The sequence below is a fragment of the Hyphococcus sp. genome, assembly GCF_041986965.1.
Lineage (GTDB): Bacteria > Pseudomonadota > Alphaproteobacteria > Caulobacterales > Parvularculaceae > Hyphococcus.
In genome coordinates this window covers 827,998-848,528 of the sequence record NZ_JBHIXB010000001.1, presented here as the reverse complement: position 1 = coordinate 848,528, position 20,531 = coordinate 827,998, and the positions used below count along the sequence as shown (strand labels likewise).

Sequence of the window (20,531 nt, the reverse complement as noted above, 5' to 3'; positions counted from 1 at the left end):
GCCTCTCGTGACCCAAATCAGCCGCCTCGCCGATCAGGCGAAAATTCTGACGCCCGGCGTTCTTCTCGCCGTAACGGTGGCGCTCGCCTCGCTTTTCATCTCTTCGCGCTATGGCGGGCCGGTGATGCTTTATGCGATCCTTTTCGGCATCGCCTTCAACTTCATGAATGACGACCCGAAAACGAAACCCGGCGTGCAGTTCGCTTCAAAGCGCATCCTGCAGCTCGGCGTCATTCTGCTCGGCGCCTCGGTGACCTTTTCAGAGATCGCAGAACTTGGCTGGGCGACGGCGCTTCTTGTGATCGCCGCCGTCACGACGACCATCGCCGTCGGCTTTGTCATCGGCCGCGGCGCAGGACTTTCAGCGCCCCATTCGACGCTTTCCGCCGGCGCTGTCGCGATCTGCGGCGCGTCTGCGGCCATGGCGATTGCATCAGTCTTGCCGCAAACCAAAGAGAGCGAGCGCAACCTCATTTTGACCGTCGTCGGCGTTACGACGCTCTCCACCGTCGCCATGGTGACATACCCCTCTCTCACGCATCTGTTGGCCTTCACCGAGATGCAGTCGGGCGTCTTTCTCGGCGCCACTATCCATGACGTCGCCCAGGTGATCGGCGCCGGCTATATCGTTTCCGATGACGCGGGCGCCGTCGCCGCTGTCGTGAAACTCATGCGCGTCACCCTGCTCGCGCCGGCGGTGTTCATCATCGCGATGATCTTTTCACGCCATGCAGGTGCGGAAGCGACCGGCCGCGCCTTTCCGATATTTCTTTTTGGCTTTGCAGCGCTGATGGCGGCGAACAGCTTTGGCCTTGTCCCTCAGGACGCGCGGGCGGCCCTCGCCGGCGCCTCACGCTTCGCTCTTGTGGTCGCCGTCTCGGCGCTGGGCGTAAAAACCTCGCTCAAGGACCTTTTTGAAGTGGGACCGAAACCGGTCGCGGCGCTTGCGCTCCAGACCGCCTGGCTGGCGATTTTCGTGGGCCTCGCCGTCGCCTTCGGCAAAGGCGTTCTGCCGCACTGAAATTACGGTTAACGCAGCCTTAAACCGCCAATCTTCATGGCCGTTTTTCCCTGATTTTAACTTCAATCGGCGAGCTTTCCAGACATCTGAACCACCCTGGGGAGCCCGCCATGACGGACCAGCCGCTTCAAACCCGCATCGCCGCCATCGGCGCAGACGGTTTTGTCTCTGCAGACGAAGTTTTATTCCTGCGCCGCAAGGTGTTCGCCAATGGCGTCGTTGAACCGGCCGAGCTTGACGCGCTGTTTGACCTTGGCGACCGCGCCCAGGACGGCGACGCCGAATGGTTCCAGTTCTTCGCCGAAGCCGCGGCGGATTTCTATCTTCGCGAAGAAGAGCCTCACGGCTACCTGACGCCGGAAGAATTCCAGTCGCTTAAAGCGCGCGTCATCCGCAACGGTCACGCCAACGCGCTTGAAATTGCGCTGATGGTCAAGCTGATGGAAACCGCGGACCAGACGCCGCCGGATATGGCGGAATTTGTCGGCGCGCAAATCAAGGCGATGATCCTCGACAAACAGGACGGCCCAATCGTCTCCAAGCAAGACGCGGTCATGATCCGCCGCTATCTTTTCGCAGCCGGCGGCGATGGCAATGTCGCCGTCACCCGCCGTGAGGCTGAACTTTTATTCGACATCAATGACGCAACGGATAATGCGCGCAACAATACGGCGTGGACGGAGCTTTTCGTGCAAGGCGTCGTCAATCACCTGATGGCGCATCTCGGCTATACGGCGCCGAGCCGCGAGGAAGCCTTCCGCCGCAACGCCTGGGCGAAAGACCAGTCCGTCAATGTCGGCGGCTTCTTCAAAAAGATGATCGCTGGCGGCCTGTCAGGCTTCAAACCGACGGAAAGCGTCACAGCCGCTCATAATGAACAGCGTGAGGCAGACATCGCCATGGCGGAGAAAGTCACCAAAGCCGAAGCCGACTGGCTGGCAAGCCGCATTGGCAAGGATGGCGGTTTCGACGTCAATGAACGCCGCCTGATTGAGCGCCTGCGCGAACTTGAAAAAGAACTCCCCGAGGGCCTGAAAGCGCTGATCGATCGCGCGGCCTGATCACCGATGACCGACGCACCGAAAATATTTATCGGCGCCGTCGCGGCGATCGGTGGCTTTGTGGCCACCGCCGCTGTGAACCCCTTCAAAGGCGAACCCTTCGACTACGCCACCGCCTCGATTGAGGACAAACAGAAATATCTCGAACGCAAGGCGAAAAATTTTTCGCGCGGCTTTAATCTGACCAAAGGCGGCTCGTCGGACATTTCCGACACTTATGTGGACGCCGAACGGGATCTCGTCAGCATCTCCGTCCAGATGAAAGGCGCGAATAACGGGTATATCCCCACAAGCGAACTCGAAAAAGCGCGCAACCTCATTCTCAAGACAGCCTGCACCCTGACCGAGCGTGACTTGCTGACGGAAACGAATTTCAAAATGCGTATCCGGTTTTTCAAACCCGGCGGCGCTTCGCTGATGACTGTCGAGGCGGATGGCGACAGCTGCGGGCCTTATATTCGCTGACGAAGGCGCGAATTTTCATTCACCGCCCTGGCAACATGAATGTCGTTCGCCCTTCTCAACCTATTCCGTGTCTTCAGAGGCGCTATCACCTTCAATAACAGAAGCCGCGGGCAAATCAGGACCCGACAGGGTCTCGACAATTTGATCAACACGTTCGATGAGCTGGTTCGTTGCTCGCGAGTTTGAGATAATTGAGTAGACGGCCACCAGCGCAGCAACAAAGCCGGCGCCGGCGGCGGCAAAGCCAATCCACATTGACCGTCTCGCCGTTTGCCTCGTCGCATCCATTGTCTCACCCTGCGTCGCGGCCTCAAAGTTGAGCTGAATCGCCAGCATCTGATCAAGACGGGTACGGATCAGATCGGCGGCCTCATTGGCGCGTTCACGCAAGGTCTGGTACCGCGTTCGTAATGTTTCGATTTCATGAGCGCAGGCGAAGTACCGGTCAAGATAACCGGCAAGCGTCTGATAGCCCGGCGCACGCGACTCACGCAGCATCGCCAGGTTTTCCCGGATATGGCGTGAATAGCCTGCCGTTGAGTTGGCTTTTCCGCTGACGCCGTATGTGAAGAACAAGTTGAGCAGATCAAGAGCGTCTGAAATGCGCAAAATGCGGGCGAATTTCGCTTCGAGCGCCGTCAGGATCAAATCGATATCACGCTCGATATCATTCCGCTCTTTCGTCAATTCCGACGGGTTGTTTTTCTGCTTAAACGCCTTCAGCCGTTCGCGCAGCCTTGGTATCGCGTCATCATCGGCATTGGAATCATTTGCGGCATCGCCATATTTGTTCAATGCGGCGCCCAAGTGATTCAAAGCGTGAGTCGCCTCATTCACATAAGGGTATCCGCGCAAACCAAGATGCCGAAATGTCGCTATATCCATCAGACGCTGCAGCATCCGGCCACGCTCTTCCTTGTGCATGCCAAGATCGAGAATCACCGTGCGCGTGGCGTAGTCGACATATTTATTCTTCGACTTCAGCAATCGTTCCGGACGCAGGTCAGAAATGAGCAGCGCGCGACCGTGACTTAAAAAGCTGAGTACGAAATCTTCCCGAGGCAATGGCTCCTGCGGACCATCAGCTGGCGCATATTGAAACCACTGCTGCATGATCTTCACGATGAAGCGCAGCGTTTTTTCACCGAGCATTCCGTCTGCGGCAATATCTGTTGGCGCACTCTCTGTAGAATTAAAAGAAAAGTGGTAATCACCGTGCGCTTCCGGACCGAGCTCGTCGCGCGACACTCTAATAGCCAAACGCTGGACCGAGGATGACATCAACTCAATCTCGGAAATTGAAAAATTTTTATCCTCAAGTTGCTTTGGTTTGGGATGTGTTTTCCGAAGCAATTCCTTCAGGTCGCTTTTAATCTTGCTGACGCTGTCAAAACCTTCGCCGCAAGTTTTTTCGTCTTTAACATTATCCAGATTGATATTTTCATTGAGAAAGATGCCGATTGGCATGATCCAGTATGAAGCAACATTCAAGACGCCCATTGCCGGCTTTGTCCTGACGTCGGGCGTAAAGTAGTCGATGATTTCTTTGCGGGTGTCGCCGTCTTTTCCGCCGCGACGGCAAATGTCCAGATCCTTCATCATGCAATTGAGCGGTGAAGCACAATCGCACAAGCCTTCCGTTTGCTCTGTTTCCTTATAAAACTCAGAAAGAGAGGTTAAAGCGTCGAACCGCATACTGGCGAATTTGCGAATCTGCCCTATCGTCATGCCGTCCAAGGTTTCATCCTCAGACGACTCAGCGCGAAATTTTTCTAAAATTTGCCGGCCCGACGCATCGACGTCCTCAACCAGCATAACGGAATGATTGTGAGTGTGCCCCTGCCAGCGAAGCCGCATTCGATGACACTGGTCAATCCGCGCCGTCAGCGATCCGGAAAAGCTGCCATTGCTGTCCGGATTAAAATCGTCGCTGTCATCTTCAAAGCGGTGTCCCTGCAATGAGTCACCCTTCAGGTCTCCTGCGAAAGCGTCGATCTTTCGCTTGGCCGCTTGTCGGTAAAGACTGGACTTGCTTAAGCTCGCAGTCCTGAACGCAGCAAAACAACGTTCCCGGATTTTCTTGTATCGCTCTTGATTCTCCTCCTGGCGATTGTCCGGCGCTTCGTAATCGAGCGTCGCCAACCCCAGCTCCTCGATGGCTTTGCGTATGACCTCGCGTGCAGGCGGGAATTTGTTTTCCTGTAGATAGGACGCATCAAAAAGGGCGGTGACCAGGTCTTTGTCCTGAGCCAAGGCATGGCGAAAACGATCTTTCAGCGATGGATAGCTGACCACGAACTTCATCGCGCGGGCGAGAGAGCCGCTTTCGAGCGGGTATCGCCGATGTATCGCCTCAGCGATCGCGGCGCGGTCAGGAAATGATTTATCTTGAAACGTGCTCATGGACGACACACGCCAAGCTGAATGATCAGCTTACCGCCCCCTCGCCATCCTGAAATTTCGAGACGAAAGCCGAAATCACATCGGCCCAGCGGGCGATGTTCTGCGATAAATGTTCCTCGGTGACGCCGCCATTCAATTCGATGACGTAATCGACGCCGACCTCGCCCGTGCCTTCGAGCACATAGGCGCGGCCAAAGACCTGGCTGTCATTGAAGCTGTTGACAATGCGGTAGTCGCCGGGCGCGACATCGCGGCCAAGCTTGAAATTGGCGAAAAAGACGAGGGTTTCGCAGGCCTTAGGGGCCCCGGAACAGGAAAGCGCGCGCACATAAAAGCCGAACTGGCCGGCCTTGCCCTGCGCGACAGGCGCGCCGGTGGCGCTGTCAGCCAGCATGTCGGGATTGAGCCCGGCGTCGGCGAGGACGCTTTCCAGCTGGTCCGCCGTCACGCCGCTCAAGGTCCCGGAGCCAGTCTGGGCGCCGGCGCCGCCGCACAGCGCTATCGTAAAAGCCGCCCCAAACGCTGCGCTCTTCAGAAAGTGCTTCATGCCCCACCCCACGCGATCGTTACCTGTCCCACACCAGCCAGCATGACCGAAAAGGACCTGCCTTGGCAATGGCTTGGCCTGTTCAAAACAAATCTGACGCGTTGACTTGGGAAAGAGGCGGCCTATGTTCGCCTCACTTCTCAACGCCTGAGTTTGGGCCTGACTTTCCGGGGTTTTCATGAGCACCAGCGCGCAAGCCTCTTCACAACCGAGGCGGCCCGTCTCGCCGCATCTCCAGATTTGGCGGTTCACCGTCACCATGGCGGCTTCCATCACCCATCGCGGGACCGGCATTGTCCTTTATGGCGGCTCCTTGTTGCTGGGCGTGTGGGCCTACGCCCTTGCCTTCAGCCCGTCGCTATTTCCAGCAGTCTCGGGCTTTATCGTTTCCCCCTTCGGGATCATCATTGTCGCCGGTTATGTATGGGCGCTTTGCTTTCACCTGCTGAACGGCCTTCGCCATCTTTATTGGGATTCCGGGCGCGGCCTCGCGCCGAAGACGGCGACCAAAACCGCCTGGGCGATATATATCGGATCGTTGATCCTCGCTGTGATCATCCTTTATGTGGGCCAACTGGGCTGGAGGTCTTAAATCATGGCGCATAAAGGCACTTCGACCTTCATTATTCAGCGCGCCACCGCGGCGCTCCTGATCCCGCTCGGGATCTGGTTTCTGATCGGCGTCGTCTCTCATCTCGGCGCAAATTATATGGTCGCCCGCGAATGGGCCGGGCAGTGGTGGAACGCAGTGCTGCTCGCAGCGTTCATCACTATTGGCGCCCTGCATATGCGCATCGGCATGGCGGAGATCATCGCCGACTACATCCATGGCGGCCTCAAAGGCGTTCTTTCCATTATCAACTGGCTCGTTGCGCTGAGCGTTATCGCCGGCGCGCTCTGGGCGCTTTACACCATTGCATTTACAGGCTGACGCTTCCCACTCAGGACTTCACGAATGACTTCGAGTTACGAGATTGTCGATCACGAATATGATGTTGTTGTCGTCGGCGCCGGCGGCGCAGGGCTTCGCGCGACGCTTGGCGCGGCGCAGGCGGGGTTGAAGACGGCCTGCGTGACCAAAGTGTTCCCGACGCGCTCTCACACCGTCGCGGCGCAGGGCGGCATCTCGGCGGCCCTCGGCAACATGTCGGAAGACGACTGGCGCTGGCACATGTACGACACCGTCAAGGGATCGGACTGGCTCGGCGATCAGGACGCCATCGAATATCTCTGCAAGAACGCGCCGGCCGCCGTTTACGAGCTGGAACACTGGGGCGTTCCCTTCTCGCGCACCGAAGAAGGCAAGATTTATCAGCGCGCCTTTGGCGGCATGACCAAGAATTACGGCGAAGGCCAGGTCCAGCGCACCTGCGCCGCCGCCGACCGCACCGGCCACGCGATCCTGCACACGCTTTACGGCCAGTCGGTGAAACAGAACGCGAAATTCTTCATCGAGCATTTCGCCCTCGACCTCATCATGTCTGACGAAGGCGAATGCCGCGGCGTCATTTCATGGGAGCTCGACACCGGGATTATCCACCGCTTCTCCGCGAAGATGGTGATCCTCGCCACGGGCGGTTACGGCCGCGTCTATTTCTCCTGCACCTCGGCCCACACCTGCACCGGCGACGGCAACGCCATGGTCCTGCGTGCGGGGCTTCCCCTCCAGGACATGGAGTTCGTGCAATTCCACCCGACGGGCATTTACGGCGCGGGCGTTCTCATCACCGAAGGCTCGCGCGGCGAAGGCGGCTATCTCACCAATTCCGAAGGCGAGCGCTTCATGGAGCGTTATGCACCGAGCGCCAAAGACCTCGCCTCGCGCGATGTCGTTTCGCGGTCGATGACGATTGAGATTCGCGAGGGCCGCGGCGTCGGGCCGAACAAGGACCACATCCATCTGAACCTCAATCATCTCGACCCGAAGGTTCTGCATGAACGCCTGCCGGGCATTTCGGAAAGCGCCAAGATTTTCGCCGGCGTCGACGTCACCAAGGAGCCGATCCCGGTGCTCCCGACTGTGCATTATAATATGGGCGGCATTCCGACCAATTATCACGGCGAAGTCATCACCAAGCGCGGCGACGACGCTGACGCGATCGTTCCCGGCCTGATGGCGATCGGGGAAGCGGCCTGCGTTTCCGTGCACGGCGCCAACCGCCTCGGCTCCAACTCGCTCATTGACCTTGTAGTGTTCGGTCGTGCGGCGGGTCTTCGCTGCGGCGAGGTTGTGAAGTCAGGCGGCGCCAATCCGGACCTGCCGAAGCGCGCCACCGACGACGCGCTCGCGCGTCTCGACAAATTCCGCCACGCCAAGGGCGACACGCCCACCGCCGCCTTGCGCGCGCGCATGCAGTCGGTAATGCAGAACAACTGCGCCGTCTTCCGCACCGGCGAGGTGCTCGAAGAAGGCCGCGAGAAAATCAAGGAAGTCCACGACGCCATGCCGAATATCGGCGTCACCGACCGCACCCTCGTCTGGAACACCGACCTCGTCGAAACGCTGGAGTTCGACAATATGATCGGTCAGGCCGTCGTCACCATGGAAGGCGCCGCGAACCGGAAAGAAAGCCGCGGCGCGCATGCGCGCGAAGACTTCCCCGACCGCGACGACGCCAACTGGATGAAGCACACCGCCGCCTGGTTCTCCAACGGCAAGGCGACCCTCGATTATCGCCCCGTGCATGATTTCACCCTGACGGATGAGATCAGCTATATCGAACCGAAAAAGCGGGTTTATTGAGGTAGGCTCTTTGCTTTCCTGAAATACTTAAGCTTTGCACAGAACATAATTTTCCCTAAACTAATCTAATTAGGTTTAGGGGTGCGGTTTTGTTCAAGTTTTTCATACGATACAAAGCAGTCTGTGCGTGTCTGGCTCTTTTTACATTGTCATGCAGCGGCGGCGACAAAGAGGCCGACGTTAAGTCTTTTGCCACGGAAGAAACCGAGGCAAATGTTTTCATCAATGACTATTTTGGCGTACGCGTAAAAAAGCCAGATGCCTGGCACGCAGCAACCCCGGAACAACTCGATCTGCTCTTGGGCGTCGGCAAAGATGTCGTCGCCGGAGGCAATGACGACATGATGACAGCGCTGGATGCATCTACAAAGCGCACTTTTCCACTGTTTATGTTCTTCATGCACGAAATCGGAGCCCCTGTGCCGCTTAATCCGAGCATCGTGGGCATGGCGGAGAATATGAACTTCATGCCCGGCGTGAAGAACGGAGAAGACTATTTCTATCATGCCAAAAAACTTATGGCGCAATCAAATTTGCATTATGAATTCGCCGATGAATACCGACAGCGCACCATTGGAGGCGTCACCTTCGATGTTCTGGACCTGACGATGAGCTTTAACGGAGCCAGCGTCAAACAAACCTATTATGCAGCGCGACATGGCGATTATGTAGTTTCCTTCATTGAATCTTACGGCGCAGACGAATTTAAAGACACCACTTCGAAAATTATCGACTCGATAGAATTGGATTGGTGACGTCGAGCGCGTTGATTGTTAGCCTCTCCGTAAAATCGGAGGGGCTTTTTCATGACATACACAAGACGAGACGCCATCAGTTTGGGCGCAGGCGCAGCCATGTCTTTCGCAGGCGCCGGCGCCGCATCGGCCAATGACCGGCTGAACAGGCTCTATAACAAATCCATCGTTATCGACGCGCTCTCCTTCGCCCATGAATGGGATGAGGTTGAATATGAGGCGGTTCAAAAGTCCGGCTACACAGGCATCATCACCAGCCTCAATCGCCGCGATCTTCAGACCGCCATTGACGAACTCCTGACCTGGAAAAGGCGCGTGGAGGACTTTCCCGAACGCTATCTGATCGCGCTTGACGCCCGCGACTTCGGCCGCGCCAAGCGCGAAGGCAAGCTCGCCGTGATGATGAACTTCCAGAACGCGACCATGCTGGAAGGCGATGCTGACAATGTCGACGCGCTTCACACTCTTGGCATGCGCTGCTTTCAGCTTACCTATAACAATCGCAACCTCATTGGCGATGGTTGTCTTGAACGCACCAATGCCGGGCTCTCCGATTTCGGCGTCGAAGTCGTTGAACGCATGAACAAGCTCGGCGTTCTTGTCGATCTTTCCCATTGCGGCGATGAGACAACGCGCGACGGCATTGCGCTCTCCGAAAAACCCGTCGCCATCACGCATTCCATGGTGGAAAAATTCCGGCCCGGCCATCCACGCGCCAAAACCGACGATCAGATCAAGGCGCTCGCCGACAAAGGCGGTGTTTTCGGCGTCGCGGCGCTCGGATATTTCATCGGCAAAAATCCCGGAACCGACACGACGATTGAAACCTATGCCGACCACATCGATCACGCGGTCAATCTGATCGGCATTGAGCATGTGGCTCTATCGACGGACTTTCCCATACGCGGCCTGAAATCATGGATCACTAAAGAAGAATGGTACGAACCGCGCCTCACAATTTTCAAACCGAGCTATGACGTTCAGTGGCCGCCTTACATCCCTGAACTCGACCCGCCGGAACGCTTCCGCAATCTCGTCGCCGTTCTTGACCGGCGCGGCTGGAAGACGCGCGATATGGAGCGGCTTCTCGGCGAAAACTGGCTACGCCTGTTCAGGGACGTCTTCGGCAACTGAGGGCTTTGGCGTCTAACCAATAACCGGCTGCCCATTCAGCGCCTGAACGAATGTCCCAACCGCCACGGCCAGACCGACCCCCGCCGCGATCCAGACGGCGCGCTTGGCGGTCTTTGCATCTAACCTGAAGATTTTATCCGCCGCATAACCAACCAGCGGCAGCGCCTGCATCAGATGCGTCGCGAAAAAATGCGGTACGCGTAAGTCCCCGCCTTCGCGCGACCAGCCCACAAGGGGAACGCCGCCGAGATCCGTGCGCGGGCCCCCGACCCAGTGGCCGCCGGGCTGGGCCGACATATAGCCGGCGATCACCAGCGTCAGGAGAAAGCCGAGCGTCAGGCCGAGACCGGCGCCGAGCTTCAGGCCCGGCGTCAGCTTTTCTGTCACGGGCGTCCTTAAAAACCAGACGCCGATCACCAGCGCCGGGATCGTGACCACCAGGACGCCGACCCCCATGAAGGAATAGATGAGCGTATCCAGTTGGGTGGAGTAGTTGAAATGAGAGGCGACGCCCCGGCCCGCCTGGGCGGCGATGACGGCGATTTCCACCACCGCGGCAAAGGCGGAGACGCCCGCCATGACGCTGAGCCACCGCGCGGACCGGGCCTTGTCCGATAAAAACCAGACCAGCACGGCCATGGTGACAAGATGCAGCGCCGTCGATGTGTAAAATTTCAGCGGCTTGATCCAGACATTGATGTCGTTGATCGTGCGTGCGTCGAGCTCGCGCGCGACCAGCGTCGCCGGGATGGCGGCGAGCAGCAAAAGCGCCGCCTGAAGCCACACGCGTTCCGAATAATAAAACCGGGTCATGCCGCCGCCCCCATTTTGATGGTGTCCCGGACGCCGCCGACGGCGCGCCAGCCGCCATCCGTGAGGACGAAGAGGAGGAAGCCGAGCGGTCCGAACATGAAGGTGAAAAAGAGGATCGGGAGCTGGATGAGGCGCGAGAGGCCGGAAGCGTCCGCCCGCCGGGCGATCATTGCGCCGATGGCGAGATCGAAGGCGAGATAGTGGATCCAGCCGGCGAGAAGCGCCTCATCGCTGGCGAAGAGCGCCCGGACCGCTGCGAAGGAGCCATAGCCGCCCCCGTCGACCCTGGCGAAATAGGCCATCATCAGCCCGCCATAGAGCGCGCCAAGCAATGCCGGGATGAGGATCCCCGCCGCGAACAGCAGCCATTCCCACCGCTTTGGGGAAAACATAAGCAACAGCCATCCGATCATGGCCAGATTGCCGCTCCAGGAGAACAGCGTTTCGACGTCTAAAGGCATCCCGAAATTCCCTCGCAAAACTTATCCATTGGAGCCGCAGGGATCGCCCTGCGGCGCGTCCCTTCCAATGGGCATGGGCCCCCGCGCCTTCGCAATCGGCCTTACGCGAAACGGCTGGAATCCTTCGCCAATTGCAGTAAAAACCACTCGCGAAGCGTGAGATGCAGGGAGGATCCGGGGGAGAAATGGCGCTGATCCGCAAATATTTCTGGCTCGGCGCCGCAAGCGTGCTGGGACTTGGCGCCCTCTTCTCGTTTCTCGGCGTTTACGACTCCGATGCGCTGCCTTTTTACCAGCGCTATATTTTCTGGACGGCGACCATGCTCGCCGGCACGCTTGCAACCGCGCTGGCGGGGCCGTTTGTCTTCGACCGCCTTCTGGCCGGCCACCACACCGTCCTGCAGCTGGCCGCCGTCGCGGCGCTCATTTCCTTCCCGGTCTGGCTGGTGATCGGGGTCTTCGAAGCCAGCCTCACAGGGGCGTGGCCTATCAATGATCTGCCACTGCAATATCTGCGAACCTTTGCGGTCTCCATGCTCGTCATCAGCGGCTCCTATATCGCCGCCCGGGCGCTCGACATGATCGGCGGGCCGGCGGGCGCGCCCCCGGCGGGGCAATCCCCGGTCCCGGGCTTTCTCGAAAGGCTGCCCGGGAAATATCGCGGCGCCGCGCTCTATGCGGTGTCATCGGAGGATCATTATCTGCGCGTTCACACCGACCGCGGCGAGGAGCTGATCCTGATGCGCCTTTCCGACGCCATGCGCGAGCTCGACGGCGCCGACGGCTTGCAGACCCATCGCTCCTGGTGGGTCGCCCGCGACGGCGTGGCGGATGTCGCCCGCGAGGAAGGCCGGCAAAAGCTGGTCCTGAAATCAGGCGCTTCGGCGCCCGTCTCCCGCTCTTTCGCCAAGACAGTGCGCGAGGCGGGATTCCTGATGTGACCGGGTTCCTTACGCCGCAGAGGGCGATCCCATAATTCCCTGGGGCTCGCCGTCATCGTGCCAGTCAGTGCGGCGGGCGAGGCCGGGATTGAGATAGAGCGACGGCACTTTCCAGAAAACGAGACTTTTGTGCACAAGCGCATCGGCGGCGCGTTCGTTCCATCTCGGCTCCCCACCGTGATTTTTGACGAGCCAATCGCGATAGGGCATCCAGTGGCTCGGCTCATCCACACGGATCACCTCGAATATCTTCTTGAGACGTTCATCCGATGTCACCAGCTTGTCTTCGAGCAGAATATCGAGCTGGTTCATGCCGCGGATTTCAGTGATCATAATGATGCGGCAAAGACGGAAGAAGAGGTTGTCATCTGCGGTGACGGCCTCGGTATCGAGTTCATCAATGCTGCAACCGAACGTTAAAAAGATCAGCCGGTCAATATGACCGCAGGAGCGGTCAACGGCGAACGGCATCCGGCCGAGACTTTCAAAATACTTCTTGAACATCAGATAGTGCTTGCGCTCATCGCGGCGGTGTTTCTCCACCGCGTCAATAAACCATTGCTCACTCGAATGGCGCGCGCGCACGGCGAGGAGGACACGGTCAATACTCGAATATCCCCGATGCTCATTATAAATGTAGATCGAGGCGAGGATGTCGAGAAAACGGCGCTGGGCGCGCTCAAGCATGACTCACCATGCGGCGCGAGCCGCCGTCCCGTCAATATGGCGGGCAGGTAATGCCCTGATTGTGATGCCTCCAGCCGCCGCTCCAGACGCCCGGGCGCGGCGGGTTATTTCCTGAAATTCAGCGTCGCCGTTTTGCTGCTTTCAAGCGCCGGCGCGCCATCCACGGTCCGCGGTGTAAAACGCCAGCGCGCAACGGTGTTCAAGGCTTCGGTTTCAAAACAGCTATTGGTCGAGGAAGTGACACGCATATTGACGGCGCGGCCTTCGGCGCTGACGTCAAACCGCATTGTGACCGATTCCATGTCATCAGCCCCGCGCGTACAGCGATTGGGATAATCGGGCGCAATCGAGCGAGAGAGCTCGGCCTGCACAATGACCGGCTGGCGCGGCGGCGGCGCGGGCCGGGCGCGGCGCGGCAAAGGCCGCTCCTGAGGTTCTTCAATCACCGGAGACGGCGCCGCTTCTGTTTCCGGCGCTGGCTCGCCGATCGCCTCGGACGCCGGCGCAGCTTCCTCCGTTGAGGGAGCAATTTCGGGCGCCGCCGTCTGCGATGCATCGGCGTCCGGGGAAGAACCTGCCTCCCTTTCTGCAACATCCGGCGCGGGCAAGTCTGTGGCGACGGGCGCGGCTTCTGTTTCAGCCGCCGGCGTTTCAACATCTGGCGTTGGACGAGGCGTCGCCCGAGAGGCCGCTTGGGGCGCTGGTCGGGAAGCCGGGCGCGGTTCAACACGCTCCGCCACAGTTTCAGCCTGCTGACGGCCGCCGCCCAGCACCTGATAGCCGACCCAGAGCGCAAACAGGATCACGGCGAGCATGGCGAACACCGAGCCGAGACGCGCGCCCTCTCCTTGCGGCAGCGCGCGTTCGGCGGCGGGCGCAGCGACAGGCGCTGGCGCAGCCGCGACCGCTTCGGCCTTGAACGCCGCGGCGACCGCATCGGCGTCAAGGCCGAGATAGCGTGCATAAGCCTTGACGAAACCGGTTGCATAAGGGAGCGCGGGCAGCCGGTCGAAGCGCATCCATTCGATCGCTTCAAGATGCTCGGCCTTCACCTTGGTGGCGCTGCTCGCCTCGTCGATTGTGAGTTTTGCGGTTTCGCGGGCGGCGCGCAGGAAAGCCCCGGCGCCCAATTCTTCCAGAGAGTGGGCGGGCGCGTCATCGCCGCTCAAAGCCTCCGGCACAGGCGCAGGCTGTTGCGGCGGCACCGCAGCGCCGCTGAATTTGATGATTTCCGCACTTTTGTCCTGCGACATGCCGCCGGACTCCAACTAAACCCGCATTCCATGGTTCCGCCATCGCCAGATTGAGACAGATGGCCGACCCCGCGCCGCCGGAACGGCGGAGCACCCTGCGCAAAGCATATTCGGCGCCAGTGTTTTTTGCTTTTGGGCGCTGCTGTCGCCGCTAGCGTTAACCACTCTATCATGGAAAAACAGGAGCGCCGAATCCAGCAAAAAAGGAGCGCGAGGCCTCATGACTTATAGCTGTTTTTCCGTCGATATTGCGGATGGCGTCGCGCATCTCAGATTTTCGCGTCCTGACAAATTCAACTCCTTTATTCCCGAGTTCTGGCGTGAACTGCCCGAGGCGGTGACAGAGATTTCAGAAACCGCGAAAGCGCGCGTGATCGTTCTGTCTGCGGAGGGAAAGCATTTCACGGCGGGCATGGATATATCGGTCTTTATGTCAGGTGCGCTGGATACGCCCCCGGACAACACTCATGTCGTCGCCGAAGCCTTTCGCCACCATGTGAAAGCACTGCAGGCGACTTTTTCGGCGCTGGAAAACGCCCGCCAGCCCGTGCTCGCGGCGGTGCAAGGGGGCGCGGTCGGGGCCGGCGTCGACCTCGTTTCCGCCTGCGACTGCCGTTACGCCTCGGCCGACGCATTCTTTTGTGTTCAGGAGACAGCGATCGGCATGACCGCCGATGTGGGCACTTTTCCGCGGCTTACAAAAATCATCCCCGAAGGCTGGGCCCGGCAGATGGCTTACACCGCCGAGCGCATCCCCGCGGCGAAAGCGAAAGAGATCGGCCTCGTCAATGAAATCTTTGACAGCCACGAAACCCTCCTCGACGGCGTGATGGAGATCGCCGGAAAGATCGCGGCGCATTCACCACTCGCGGTGACGGGCTGCAAACAGATGATCAATTATGCGCGCGATCACACAACCGCAGACACGCTTGATTATATCGCACTGTGGAACGCGGCGATGCTGCGCGCAGACGACATCAAGGAAAGCTATATCGCGAAATCGGAAAAGCGCGGTCCCGCCTTTGACGAATTGAAGCCGATTAAGAAAAGTTTGTAGGCGAACATCCATTCTGCATGAGGACTGTCATCCCGGCTGTAGCGGAGCGGAGAGCCGGGATCTCCATCATCAACCAAAGATCCCGTGCCTGCAGCGCGTCATTTCATGCCGCGCAGCGCACGGGATGACGCGTGTTTATGATAAAAGCTCATCCACCGCGCGATGGGCGGCGTCGATGGCGCCCTGCACATAAGCGAGTGCGCTGGCGTCGGAATTGGCGACGCTCAAGCGGCCCAAGGGCTGGCGCGCCGCAACATGGGGGCCATAGGCCGGGCTCCAGGTCCACGGATCGTAAAGCTCGTTATATTCGTAGGCGTAACCATGGGGCCAGCGATTGACGGTGATCGCGGCGATGTCGCGCGACGCGTCAAAGCCGAAGGGACCAAGCATGCCGGTCATCTGATCGATGATCGCGCTTTCAAAATCATCAAACGTCATTTCATAAAGCCTTGCGCGGCCGGCGCGGTGCTGCTCGCGTTCCGGCAAGCCGGCCTCGGTCGGCACATGCTGAAGATGGGCGATGACCGGATCGTTCGGAGAGCGGGAGAAGTCGACACCACCCATGGAGACGGGAAAATCGAGCGCAATCGACTCAAAAAAGCCTTGCGGCGAATACAGTCGATGATAGCCGGCCTTTTCAAAGGCGCGCCAGTTGCGCAAGGCGACATTCGCATAGACCAGCGGAATTTTTTCAAGCGTCTCCACCGCTTCGCGCTGCACCCCGCCCATTTCCGGCGCTATATAAGGCAACATGTGCAAATAACCCGCATAGATCGCATTCTTGCCGCGCACACGGAACGCGTCGCCGCCCTGTACATAAGCGACCTCAACGCCGCCATCGGCATTCTTTGCTTCTATCGCTGTTGAATTAAGACGTATACGGACGGGTGAATTTTCCGCATCGAGAAGATCGTAGCGCGCCTGCGCCGTCACTGCGTCTTCCATTGTTGAACCGGGCAGCGCGTCAGGACGCAAAGCCCGCACCAGCAGCCGCGCCACGCTGGCGTTGCCGTCAGGGAAATGGAAAATATACGGGTCATCATTTTCATATGGCGACGGGATGGCGTCCTCGACGCCAAGCCCCGCCGTGCCGGGCATGCCGATACGCGCGCCCTCCAGCGCTGACAGCGCATCCCATCCGACACCCCACAGCCCGGTGATCGAACGGCGCAGCAAAACAGCAATATCCTTATTGGCGCCCGCATATTGCAGTAAAAACCGCTCATAGCTGATGCGGCGCAGGAGATCGATTTTCTCGGCTACGGATTTCCCCGCAAGATAGTCCTTTGGCGCCAGCGCCAATTCTGTGAGCTTAACTTTCGCCTCTTCAGGCCATGGCAACGATCCTATGGCCGCCGTCGCCGCCTCTTTTGAGGGCGTCGCAGACCACAGCGCATAGGGCGTGTCCATGATCCGGTCGGCGCCATAATGGGTCTTGTCAAGATAAAGCCCCGCCCGCATCTTCCGGCGCGCATAAAACTCCGTGTCAAAATAATCGTAGAACTTCTCCACATCGACGCCGATGTCTTTGATGAGCGTTTGCGCGACTTGCGACCAGGAATGCGGCCCGTCCAGTGATTGACTGCCGCCATAGCCGATGAGTTTTTCACCATCGACATCGAATTCATTGCGTTTAGCATGCCCGCCGAAATCATCATGATTGTCGAGGATCAGAATGCGTGCGTTTTCGCCTGCGCGCTGACGCCAGAAATAGGCCGCGGCGAGGCCCGAAATGCCCCCGCCAACGACAACGAGATCATAATCTTCATCGGTCTGCGTTTCCGGCCGCGGCCATGTCCTGTCTTCCCAGGCGAGCGCATGAGCGACTTCGAAAGACCCGGCATGCGCGCCGCGCAGCCCCGTCAACGCAGGGGGATTGGGTCCCGCGTAAACGTCGCCCGGTGATTTTCTTCCGCAGCCAAGCAGCGCCCCCGGCGCAAGCCCCGCGGCGATAGGCAGGCTGACGCCACCAATAAAATCGCGGCGGGTGATGGATGAAAGACGTTTCATGAGTGGGCTCCGATCCAGCGCCGCAAAGCGGAGCCGAATTCTTCTGCTCCGTCAAACCGTAAACCATAAAAGGCCTTGAGGTTTCCCCGCCTTCGCCATGTCAGCGCCGCTTATGATCCTTAAAGCCGCATCCCGGGTCGGCGGCGAGTTTTTACGGGGAGTCCTTTCCATGGAAATCAATGTGCCGTTGCGCCACCGTTCGCTCGGCCTCAAGCTTATCCTCGTCGGCGCCCTTGCTTTTATGCTCTGGGTCCCGGCGATGCTCGTTTACGGGCTCGTCTTCGAACGTTCGACCCGCGCCGACAGCGTCAAACGTGAAATCTACGGCCTCGCCGGCGGGGAACAGGCGATCAGCGGGCCCGTCATCATCGCACCGGCCCTGATCGACACCGGCAAGCGGCGGAGCGACGGCGAAAGCATTATCGATGCAACCTTTCTTGTCTTCACGCCAAAGACGCTGTCCATCGATGCCGAAGTGAACGCCACGCAACGGCGGCGCTCCATCTATGAAGCGACCATCTATGACGCCGACATCGTCATGAGCGGCAAGTTCGGCCCCCTGATCCCGCCGCGGGTCCAGGGCGAGATCACCGAAATCGACTGGAGCCGGGCGGTGATCGCGGTGAAATTCGGCGCCAATGCAGCGCTGAAGGGCGTACGCGATACGCCGCGCCTCCTCGTCAATGGCAAGGACGTCGCCGCCGCGTTTGAACCCGGCGTCACCATTCCCGCCCTCGCCCGACCGGGCGGTGATGAGGGTCTCAACCAGCCGGGCATCAGCGCCGCCGCGCCGATCCCCGATCCGCAAACGGAATTCTCGTTCAAGCTGACCCTGCCCATGTCCGGCGGAGGAGCGCTTTATTTCGCGCCCGCCGGCGAGGAAACCCATGTGACCATGCGCGCCAACTGGCCGGATCCAAGCTTTCAGGGCGCCTATCTGCCTGATGCGCGCGTCATCCGCGATGACGGCTTCACCGCCGAATGGCGCATCCCTTATCTCGCCCGCAACCTGCCGCGGAGTTTCACGACGGGTGACGGCCTCGGCCAGCTCGACTATGGCAAAACCTTCGGCGTGAACTTCATCGATGCGGCGAGCCCCTATCAGTCAGTCAACCGGGCCCTCAAATACGCCCTCATGTTTATGGGGATCGTCTTCCTCACCTTTTTCCTGTTCGAGGCGACGACCGGCGCCCGCGCGCACCCGGCCCAATACATCCTTCTCGGGCTGACGCAGGTGATCTTCTATCTCCTTGTCCTCGCCTTTTCGGAACATGTGGGCTTTGAGAAAGCCTTCGCCGGGACAGCCGCCGCGACGGTCGCCCTCTCGGGCGCCTATGCTGCGACGGTGTTTCACAGCGTCTGGCGCGGGATTATCGCGCTCGCGGCCTTTTCAGGGGCTTATGGGTTGATATATTTGCTCATGAAATCAGAGGATTACGCCCTGCTCATCGGCTCCGTGACGGCGTTTGGCGCGATTGCGCTCACCATGTATGTCACGCGGGAGCTTGATTGGTACGGCGGACGCGATAAGCCGTAGGGCTAATCGCGGGAACAACACAAAGGTCTTGAAGTCGATGGTCGAACTGACGCTGCCGAGAAACTCCAAAGTCAACAAGAACGGCAAGACCTTCAAAGCCAAGGAGGGCGCGGGCGAGACCCGCACCTTTCATGTCTATCGCTACGATCCGTCAACGCCGGATAATCCGCGCGTCGACCGTTACGAAGTCGATGTCTCAAACGTGTCGATGGTGCTCGACGCGCTGATCAAGATCAAAAACGAAACCGACGCCACGCTCGCCTTCCGGCGCTCCTGCCGCGAAGGCGTGTGCGGCTCCTGCGCCATGAACATCAACGGATCGAATACGCTGGCCTGCACCAAGGGCATGGATGAATGCGGTGACGGCGATGTGCATATCTACCCGCTGCCGCATCAGCCGGTGATGCGCGACCTCGTCACCGACCTTTCAAATTTCTACAAACAGCACGCCTATGTTGAACCCTATCTTCAGGCGAAAACGGCGGACCCGGAAACCGAGTGGCGCCAGTCGCCGGAAGAACGGGAAAAACTTGACGGGCTTTATGAGTGTATTCTTTGCGCCTGTTGTTCGACCTCCTGCCCGTCCTATTGGTGGAACGGCGAGACCGACGATCACAAAAACGAATATCTCGGTCCGGCGGCGCTGTTGCAGGCTTATCGCTGGCTCGCCGACAGCCGCGACCAGCTGGACAATGAGCGCCTCGACAAGCTTGAGGACGAGTTCAAGCTTTATCGCTGCCACACCATCATGAACTGTGCGCAAGTCTGTCCGAAACACCTCAATCCCGCGAAAGCTATCGCGGAGATCAAGAAGATGATGGTGAACCGCCCTGACGGCAAAACGGCCGCGCAGAAGGCGGACTAGGTGACTGCGCCCGACCTTTCCGGGCATTTCGGACCAGTCGGCGAATTTTTTGATTAAGCGTATCGCGTTCGCAATCAGACCTGCCGGACCGCCGCGCCTGTCAGATGCGACGCACCAGACGTCATCACATCACGCCGCGAACGCGGTTTGATTTGATTTTTTTCTTGGAGCCAGATGCGCGAATCGCCGCCGCCCGCGCCGAGCGGCCGCTGCCTTCACTCAACGCTTCGGATGCAAGCGCACTCGCCTGCCAGTAAAGCGCGCGCGCCTCGCTTAACACCGCATAAGCGCGCATCGACAACACAACGCCAATCACCGCAAGGGCGAGCGTCGCTGCGAGACCGCCAATCTGCAGATAGGCCATGTTGGCCTCCACATCCTGCGCCAGGCGGGCCGCCACATCCTGTTCTTCCATAAACCCCTCTTCACACCCGTCACGTCCCACGGCGTCGGCCACCCAGACCGCGCCATGAAGCGCCCAGCGCGCCGTTTGATCGGCGTACTAACCAATCTCCGGCCTGTCATTATTGCGCTTTTCAAAATTCTATACGGCGCGACGCGCCGCTCGCAACCCAATTGTTGCACCACAACATAGCACCCTGCGAAATTCGGAGGTTTCTGTTATAAGTTTAGCATATAATTCCCTTCTTTTCGACTATTTTGGCTATTTTAGCGACGCGCGCGCAAAAATCATTAATGCTTTGTTGCAATGCGAAAATCTTTTGCTCATCATTCCCGTACGAACAGATTGCGCTGTCTGACGTTCTCATCTTTGTAC

The 20,531-nt window shown here is 59.0% G+C and carries 20 protein-coding genes; 12 read left to right on the top strand and 8 right to left on the bottom strand.

Annotation, left to right across the window (positions count from 1 at the left end):
• Positions 1 to 7: 7 nt before the first annotated feature.
• From ACFC5L_RS04250 to ACFC5L_RS04240, 3 genes are all read left to right on the top strand, one after another.
• The gene (locus ACFC5L_RS04250; RefSeq protein ID WP_375201523.1) at positions 8 to 1,021 is read left to right on the top strand and encodes a YeiH family protein; all 1,014 of its coding nucleotides are present in this window, start codon (positions 8 to 10) and stop codon (positions 1,019 to 1,021) included.
• 110 nt (positions 1,022 to 1,131) lie between these two features.
• Entirely contained in the window at positions 1,132 to 2,082 is a 951-nt protein-coding gene (locus ACFC5L_RS04245) for a hypothetical protein (protein ID WP_375201524.1), read from the top strand.
• Between the two features lie 6 nt (positions 2,083 to 2,088).
• The gene (locus ACFC5L_RS04240) at positions 2,089 to 2,547 is read left to right on the top strand and encodes a hypothetical protein (protein WP_375201525.1); all 459 of its coding nucleotides are present in this window, start codon (positions 2,089 to 2,091) and stop codon (positions 2,545 to 2,547) included.
• Between the two features lie 60 nt (positions 2,548 to 2,607).
• Here ACFC5L_RS04240 and ACFC5L_RS04235 read toward each other — a convergent pair whose 3' ends face one another.
• Entirely contained in the window at positions 2,608 to 4,950 is a 2,343-nt protein-coding gene (locus tag ACFC5L_RS04235; RefSeq protein ID WP_375201526.1) for a DUF3422 family protein, read from the bottom strand.
• A 25-nt stretch (positions 4,951 to 4,975) separates the two neighbouring features.
• Positions 4,976 to 5,497, bottom strand: a complete 522-nt coding sequence (locus tag ACFC5L_RS04230; RefSeq protein WP_375201527.1) for a type III secretion system chaperone family protein — start codon at positions 5,495 to 5,497, stop codon at positions 4,976 to 4,978.
• A 178-nt stretch (positions 5,498 to 5,675) separates the two neighbouring features.
• Between ACFC5L_RS04230 and sdhC the strand changes: the two genes are divergently transcribed.
• From sdhC to ACFC5L_RS04205, 5 genes are all read left to right on the top strand, one after another.
• A complete protein-coding gene (sdhC, locus tag ACFC5L_RS04225; RefSeq protein ID WP_375201528.1) occupies positions 5,676 to 6,089 on the top strand; it encodes a succinate dehydrogenase, cytochrome b556 subunit in 414 nt (137 codons plus the stop codon).
• A 3-nt stretch (positions 6,090 to 6,092) separates the two neighbouring features.
• Positions 6,093 to 6,428, top strand: a complete 336-nt coding sequence (gene sdhD, locus ACFC5L_RS04220) for a succinate dehydrogenase, hydrophobic membrane anchor protein (RefSeq protein ID WP_375201529.1) — start codon at positions 6,093 to 6,095, stop codon at positions 6,426 to 6,428.
• 24 nt (positions 6,429 to 6,452) lie between these two features.
• Positions 6,453 to 8,240: a succinate dehydrogenase flavoprotein subunit gene (gene sdhA / locus ACFC5L_RS04215; protein ID WP_375201530.1), complete on the top strand. Its 1,788-nt coding sequence runs from the start codon at positions 6,453 to 6,455 to the stop codon at positions 8,238 to 8,240.
• An 89-nt stretch (positions 8,241 to 8,329) separates the two neighbouring features.
• Positions 8,330 to 8,995, top strand: coding sequence for a hypothetical protein (locus ACFC5L_RS04210; RefSeq protein ID WP_375201531.1), 666 nt, complete (start codon positions 8,330 to 8,332; stop codon positions 8,993 to 8,995).
• A 51-nt stretch (positions 8,996 to 9,046) separates the two neighbouring features.
• Positions 9,047 to 10,129: a dipeptidase gene (locus tag ACFC5L_RS04205; RefSeq protein WP_375201532.1), complete on the top strand. Its 1,083-nt coding sequence runs from the start codon at positions 9,047 to 9,049 to the stop codon at positions 10,127 to 10,129.
• A gap of 12 nt (positions 10,130 to 10,141) precedes the next feature.
• Here the strand turns inward: ACFC5L_RS04205 and ACFC5L_RS04200 are convergent, their stop codons facing one another.
• Together ACFC5L_RS04200 and ACFC5L_RS04195 are read right to left on the bottom strand one after the other, a co-directional pair.
• The gene (locus ACFC5L_RS04200) at positions 10,142 to 10,942 is read right to left on the bottom strand and encodes a hypothetical protein (RefSeq protein WP_375201533.1); all 801 of its coding nucleotides are present in this window, start codon (positions 10,940 to 10,942) and stop codon (positions 10,142 to 10,144) included.
• The gene (locus ACFC5L_RS04195; RefSeq protein WP_375201534.1) at positions 10,939 to 11,403 is read right to left on the bottom strand and encodes an ABA4-like family protein; all 465 of its coding nucleotides are present in this window, start codon (positions 11,401 to 11,403) and stop codon (positions 10,939 to 10,941) included. Before ACFC5L_RS04195 ends, ACFC5L_RS04200 begins: the two co-directional genes overlap by 4 nt.
• A gap of 185 nt (positions 11,404 to 11,588) precedes the next feature.
• On the opposite strand from ACFC5L_RS04195, the gene ACFC5L_RS04190 reads away from it, so the two are divergent.
• A complete protein-coding gene (locus ACFC5L_RS04190) occupies positions 11,589 to 12,344 on the top strand; it encodes a LytTR family DNA-binding domain-containing protein (protein WP_375201535.1) in 756 nt (251 codons plus the stop codon).
• Positions 12,345 to 12,353: 9 nt separating this feature from the next.
• Here the strand turns inward: ACFC5L_RS04190 and ACFC5L_RS04185 are convergent, their stop codons facing one another.
• Both ACFC5L_RS04185 and ACFC5L_RS04180 read right to left on the bottom strand, forming a co-directional pair.
• Positions 12,354 to 13,031, bottom strand: a complete 678-nt coding sequence (locus tag ACFC5L_RS04185; protein ID WP_375201536.1) for a ferritin-like domain-containing protein — start codon at positions 13,029 to 13,031, stop codon at positions 12,354 to 12,356.
• Between the two features lie 104 nt (positions 13,032 to 13,135).
• Positions 13,136 to 14,284 (bottom strand): TonB family protein, encoded by a 1,149-nt coding sequence (locus tag ACFC5L_RS04180; RefSeq protein ID WP_375201537.1) that lies wholly within the window; start codon positions 14,282 to 14,284, stop codon positions 13,136 to 13,138.
• Between the two features lie 220 nt (positions 14,285 to 14,504).
• Here ACFC5L_RS04180 and ACFC5L_RS04175 point away from each other — a divergent pair, with 220 nt between their 5' ends.
• Positions 14,505 to 15,341, top strand: a complete 837-nt coding sequence (locus tag ACFC5L_RS04175) for a crotonase/enoyl-CoA hydratase family protein (RefSeq protein ID WP_375201538.1) — start codon at positions 14,505 to 14,507, stop codon at positions 15,339 to 15,341.
• A 135-nt stretch (positions 15,342 to 15,476) separates the two neighbouring features.
• Here ACFC5L_RS04175 and ACFC5L_RS04170 read toward each other — a convergent pair whose 3' ends face one another.
• Entirely contained in the window at positions 15,477 to 17,351 is a 1,875-nt protein-coding gene (locus tag ACFC5L_RS04170; protein ID WP_375201539.1) for an NAD(P)-binding protein, read from the bottom strand.
• Between the two features lie 97 nt (positions 17,352 to 17,448).
• Here ACFC5L_RS04170 and creD point away from each other — a divergent pair, with 97 nt between their 5' ends.
• Together creD and ACFC5L_RS04160 are read left to right on the top strand one after the other, a co-directional pair.
• Positions 17,449 to 18,888, top strand: a complete 1,440-nt coding sequence (gene creD, locus ACFC5L_RS04165; RefSeq protein ID WP_375201540.1) for a cell envelope integrity protein CreD — start codon at positions 17,449 to 17,451, stop codon at positions 18,886 to 18,888.
• A 37-nt stretch (positions 18,889 to 18,925) separates the two neighbouring features.
• Positions 18,926 to 19,753, top strand: a complete 828-nt coding sequence (locus ACFC5L_RS04160; RefSeq protein ID WP_375202347.1) for a succinate dehydrogenase iron-sulfur subunit — start codon at positions 18,926 to 18,928, stop codon at positions 19,751 to 19,753.
• Positions 19,754 to 19,877: 124 nt separating this feature from the next.
• On the opposite strand, the gene ACFC5L_RS04155 is transcribed toward ACFC5L_RS04160, so the two are convergent.
• The gene (locus tag ACFC5L_RS04155; protein WP_375201541.1) at positions 19,878 to 20,210 is read right to left on the bottom strand and encodes a hypothetical protein; all 333 of its coding nucleotides are present in this window, start codon (positions 20,208 to 20,210) and stop codon (positions 19,878 to 19,880) included.
• Between the last annotated feature and the right edge of the window lie 321 nt (positions 20,211 to 20,531).

Bases quoted from the DNA above. Each gene is read 5' to 3' on its own strand.
- ACFC5L_RS04160 (WP_375202347.1), top strand. From the start codon at position 18,926: ATGGTCGAACTGACGCTGCCGAGAAACTCCAAAGTCAACAAGAACGGC.
- creD (WP_375201540.1), top strand. From the start codon at position 17,449: ATGTCAGCGCCGCTTATGATCCTTAAAGCCGCATCCCGGGTCGGCGGC.
- sdhA (WP_375201530.1), top strand. From the start codon at position 6,453: ATGACTTCGAGTTACGAGATTGTCGATCACGAATATGATGTTGTTGTC.
- ACFC5L_RS04230 (WP_375201527.1), bottom strand. From the start codon at position 5,497: ATGAAGCACTTTCTGAAGAGCGCAGCGTTTGGGGCGGCTTTTACGATA.
- sdhC (WP_375201528.1), top strand. From the start codon at position 5,676: ATGAGCACCAGCGCGCAAGCCTCTTCACAACCGAGGCGGCCCGTCTCG.
- ACFC5L_RS04180 (WP_375201537.1), bottom strand. From the start codon at position 14,284: ATGTCGCAGGACAAAAGTGCGGAAATCATCAAATTCAGCGGCGCTGCG.
- ACFC5L_RS04185 (WP_375201536.1), bottom strand. From the start codon at position 13,031: ATGCTTGAGCGCGCCCAGCGCCGTTTTCTCGACATCCTCGCCTCGATC.
- ACFC5L_RS04245 (WP_375201524.1), top strand. From the start codon at position 1,132: ATGACGGACCAGCCGCTTCAAACCCGCATCGCCGCCATCGGCGCAGAC.
- ACFC5L_RS04235 (WP_375201526.1), bottom strand. From the start codon at position 4,950: ATGAGCACGTTTCAAGATAAATCATTTCCTGACCGCGCCGCGATCGCT.
- ACFC5L_RS04170 (WP_375201539.1), bottom strand. From the start codon at position 17,351: ATGAAACGTCTTTCATCCATCACCCGCCGCGATTTTATTGGTGGCGTC.
- ACFC5L_RS04240 (WP_375201525.1), top strand. From the start codon at position 2,089: ATGACCGACGCACCGAAAATATTTATCGGCGCCGTCGCGGCGATCGGT.
- ACFC5L_RS04190 (WP_375201535.1), top strand. From the start codon at position 11,589: ATGGCGCTGATCCGCAAATATTTCTGGCTCGGCGCCGCAAGCGTGCTG.
- sdhD (WP_375201529.1), top strand. From the start codon at position 6,093: ATGGCGCATAAAGGCACTTCGACCTTCATTATTCAGCGCGCCACCGCG.
- ACFC5L_RS04195 (WP_375201534.1), bottom strand. From the start codon at position 11,403: ATGCCTTTAGACGTCGAAACGCTGTTCTCCTGGAGCGGCAATCTGGCC.
- ACFC5L_RS04200 (WP_375201533.1), bottom strand. From the start codon at position 10,942: ATGACCCGGTTTTATTATTCGGAACGCGTGTGGCTTCAGGCGGCGCTT.
- ACFC5L_RS04205 (WP_375201532.1), top strand. From the start codon at position 9,047: ATGACATACACAAGACGAGACGCCATCAGTTTGGGCGCAGGCGCAGCC.
- ACFC5L_RS04175 (WP_375201538.1), top strand. From the start codon at position 14,505: ATGACTTATAGCTGTTTTTCCGTCGATATTGCGGATGGCGTCGCGCAT.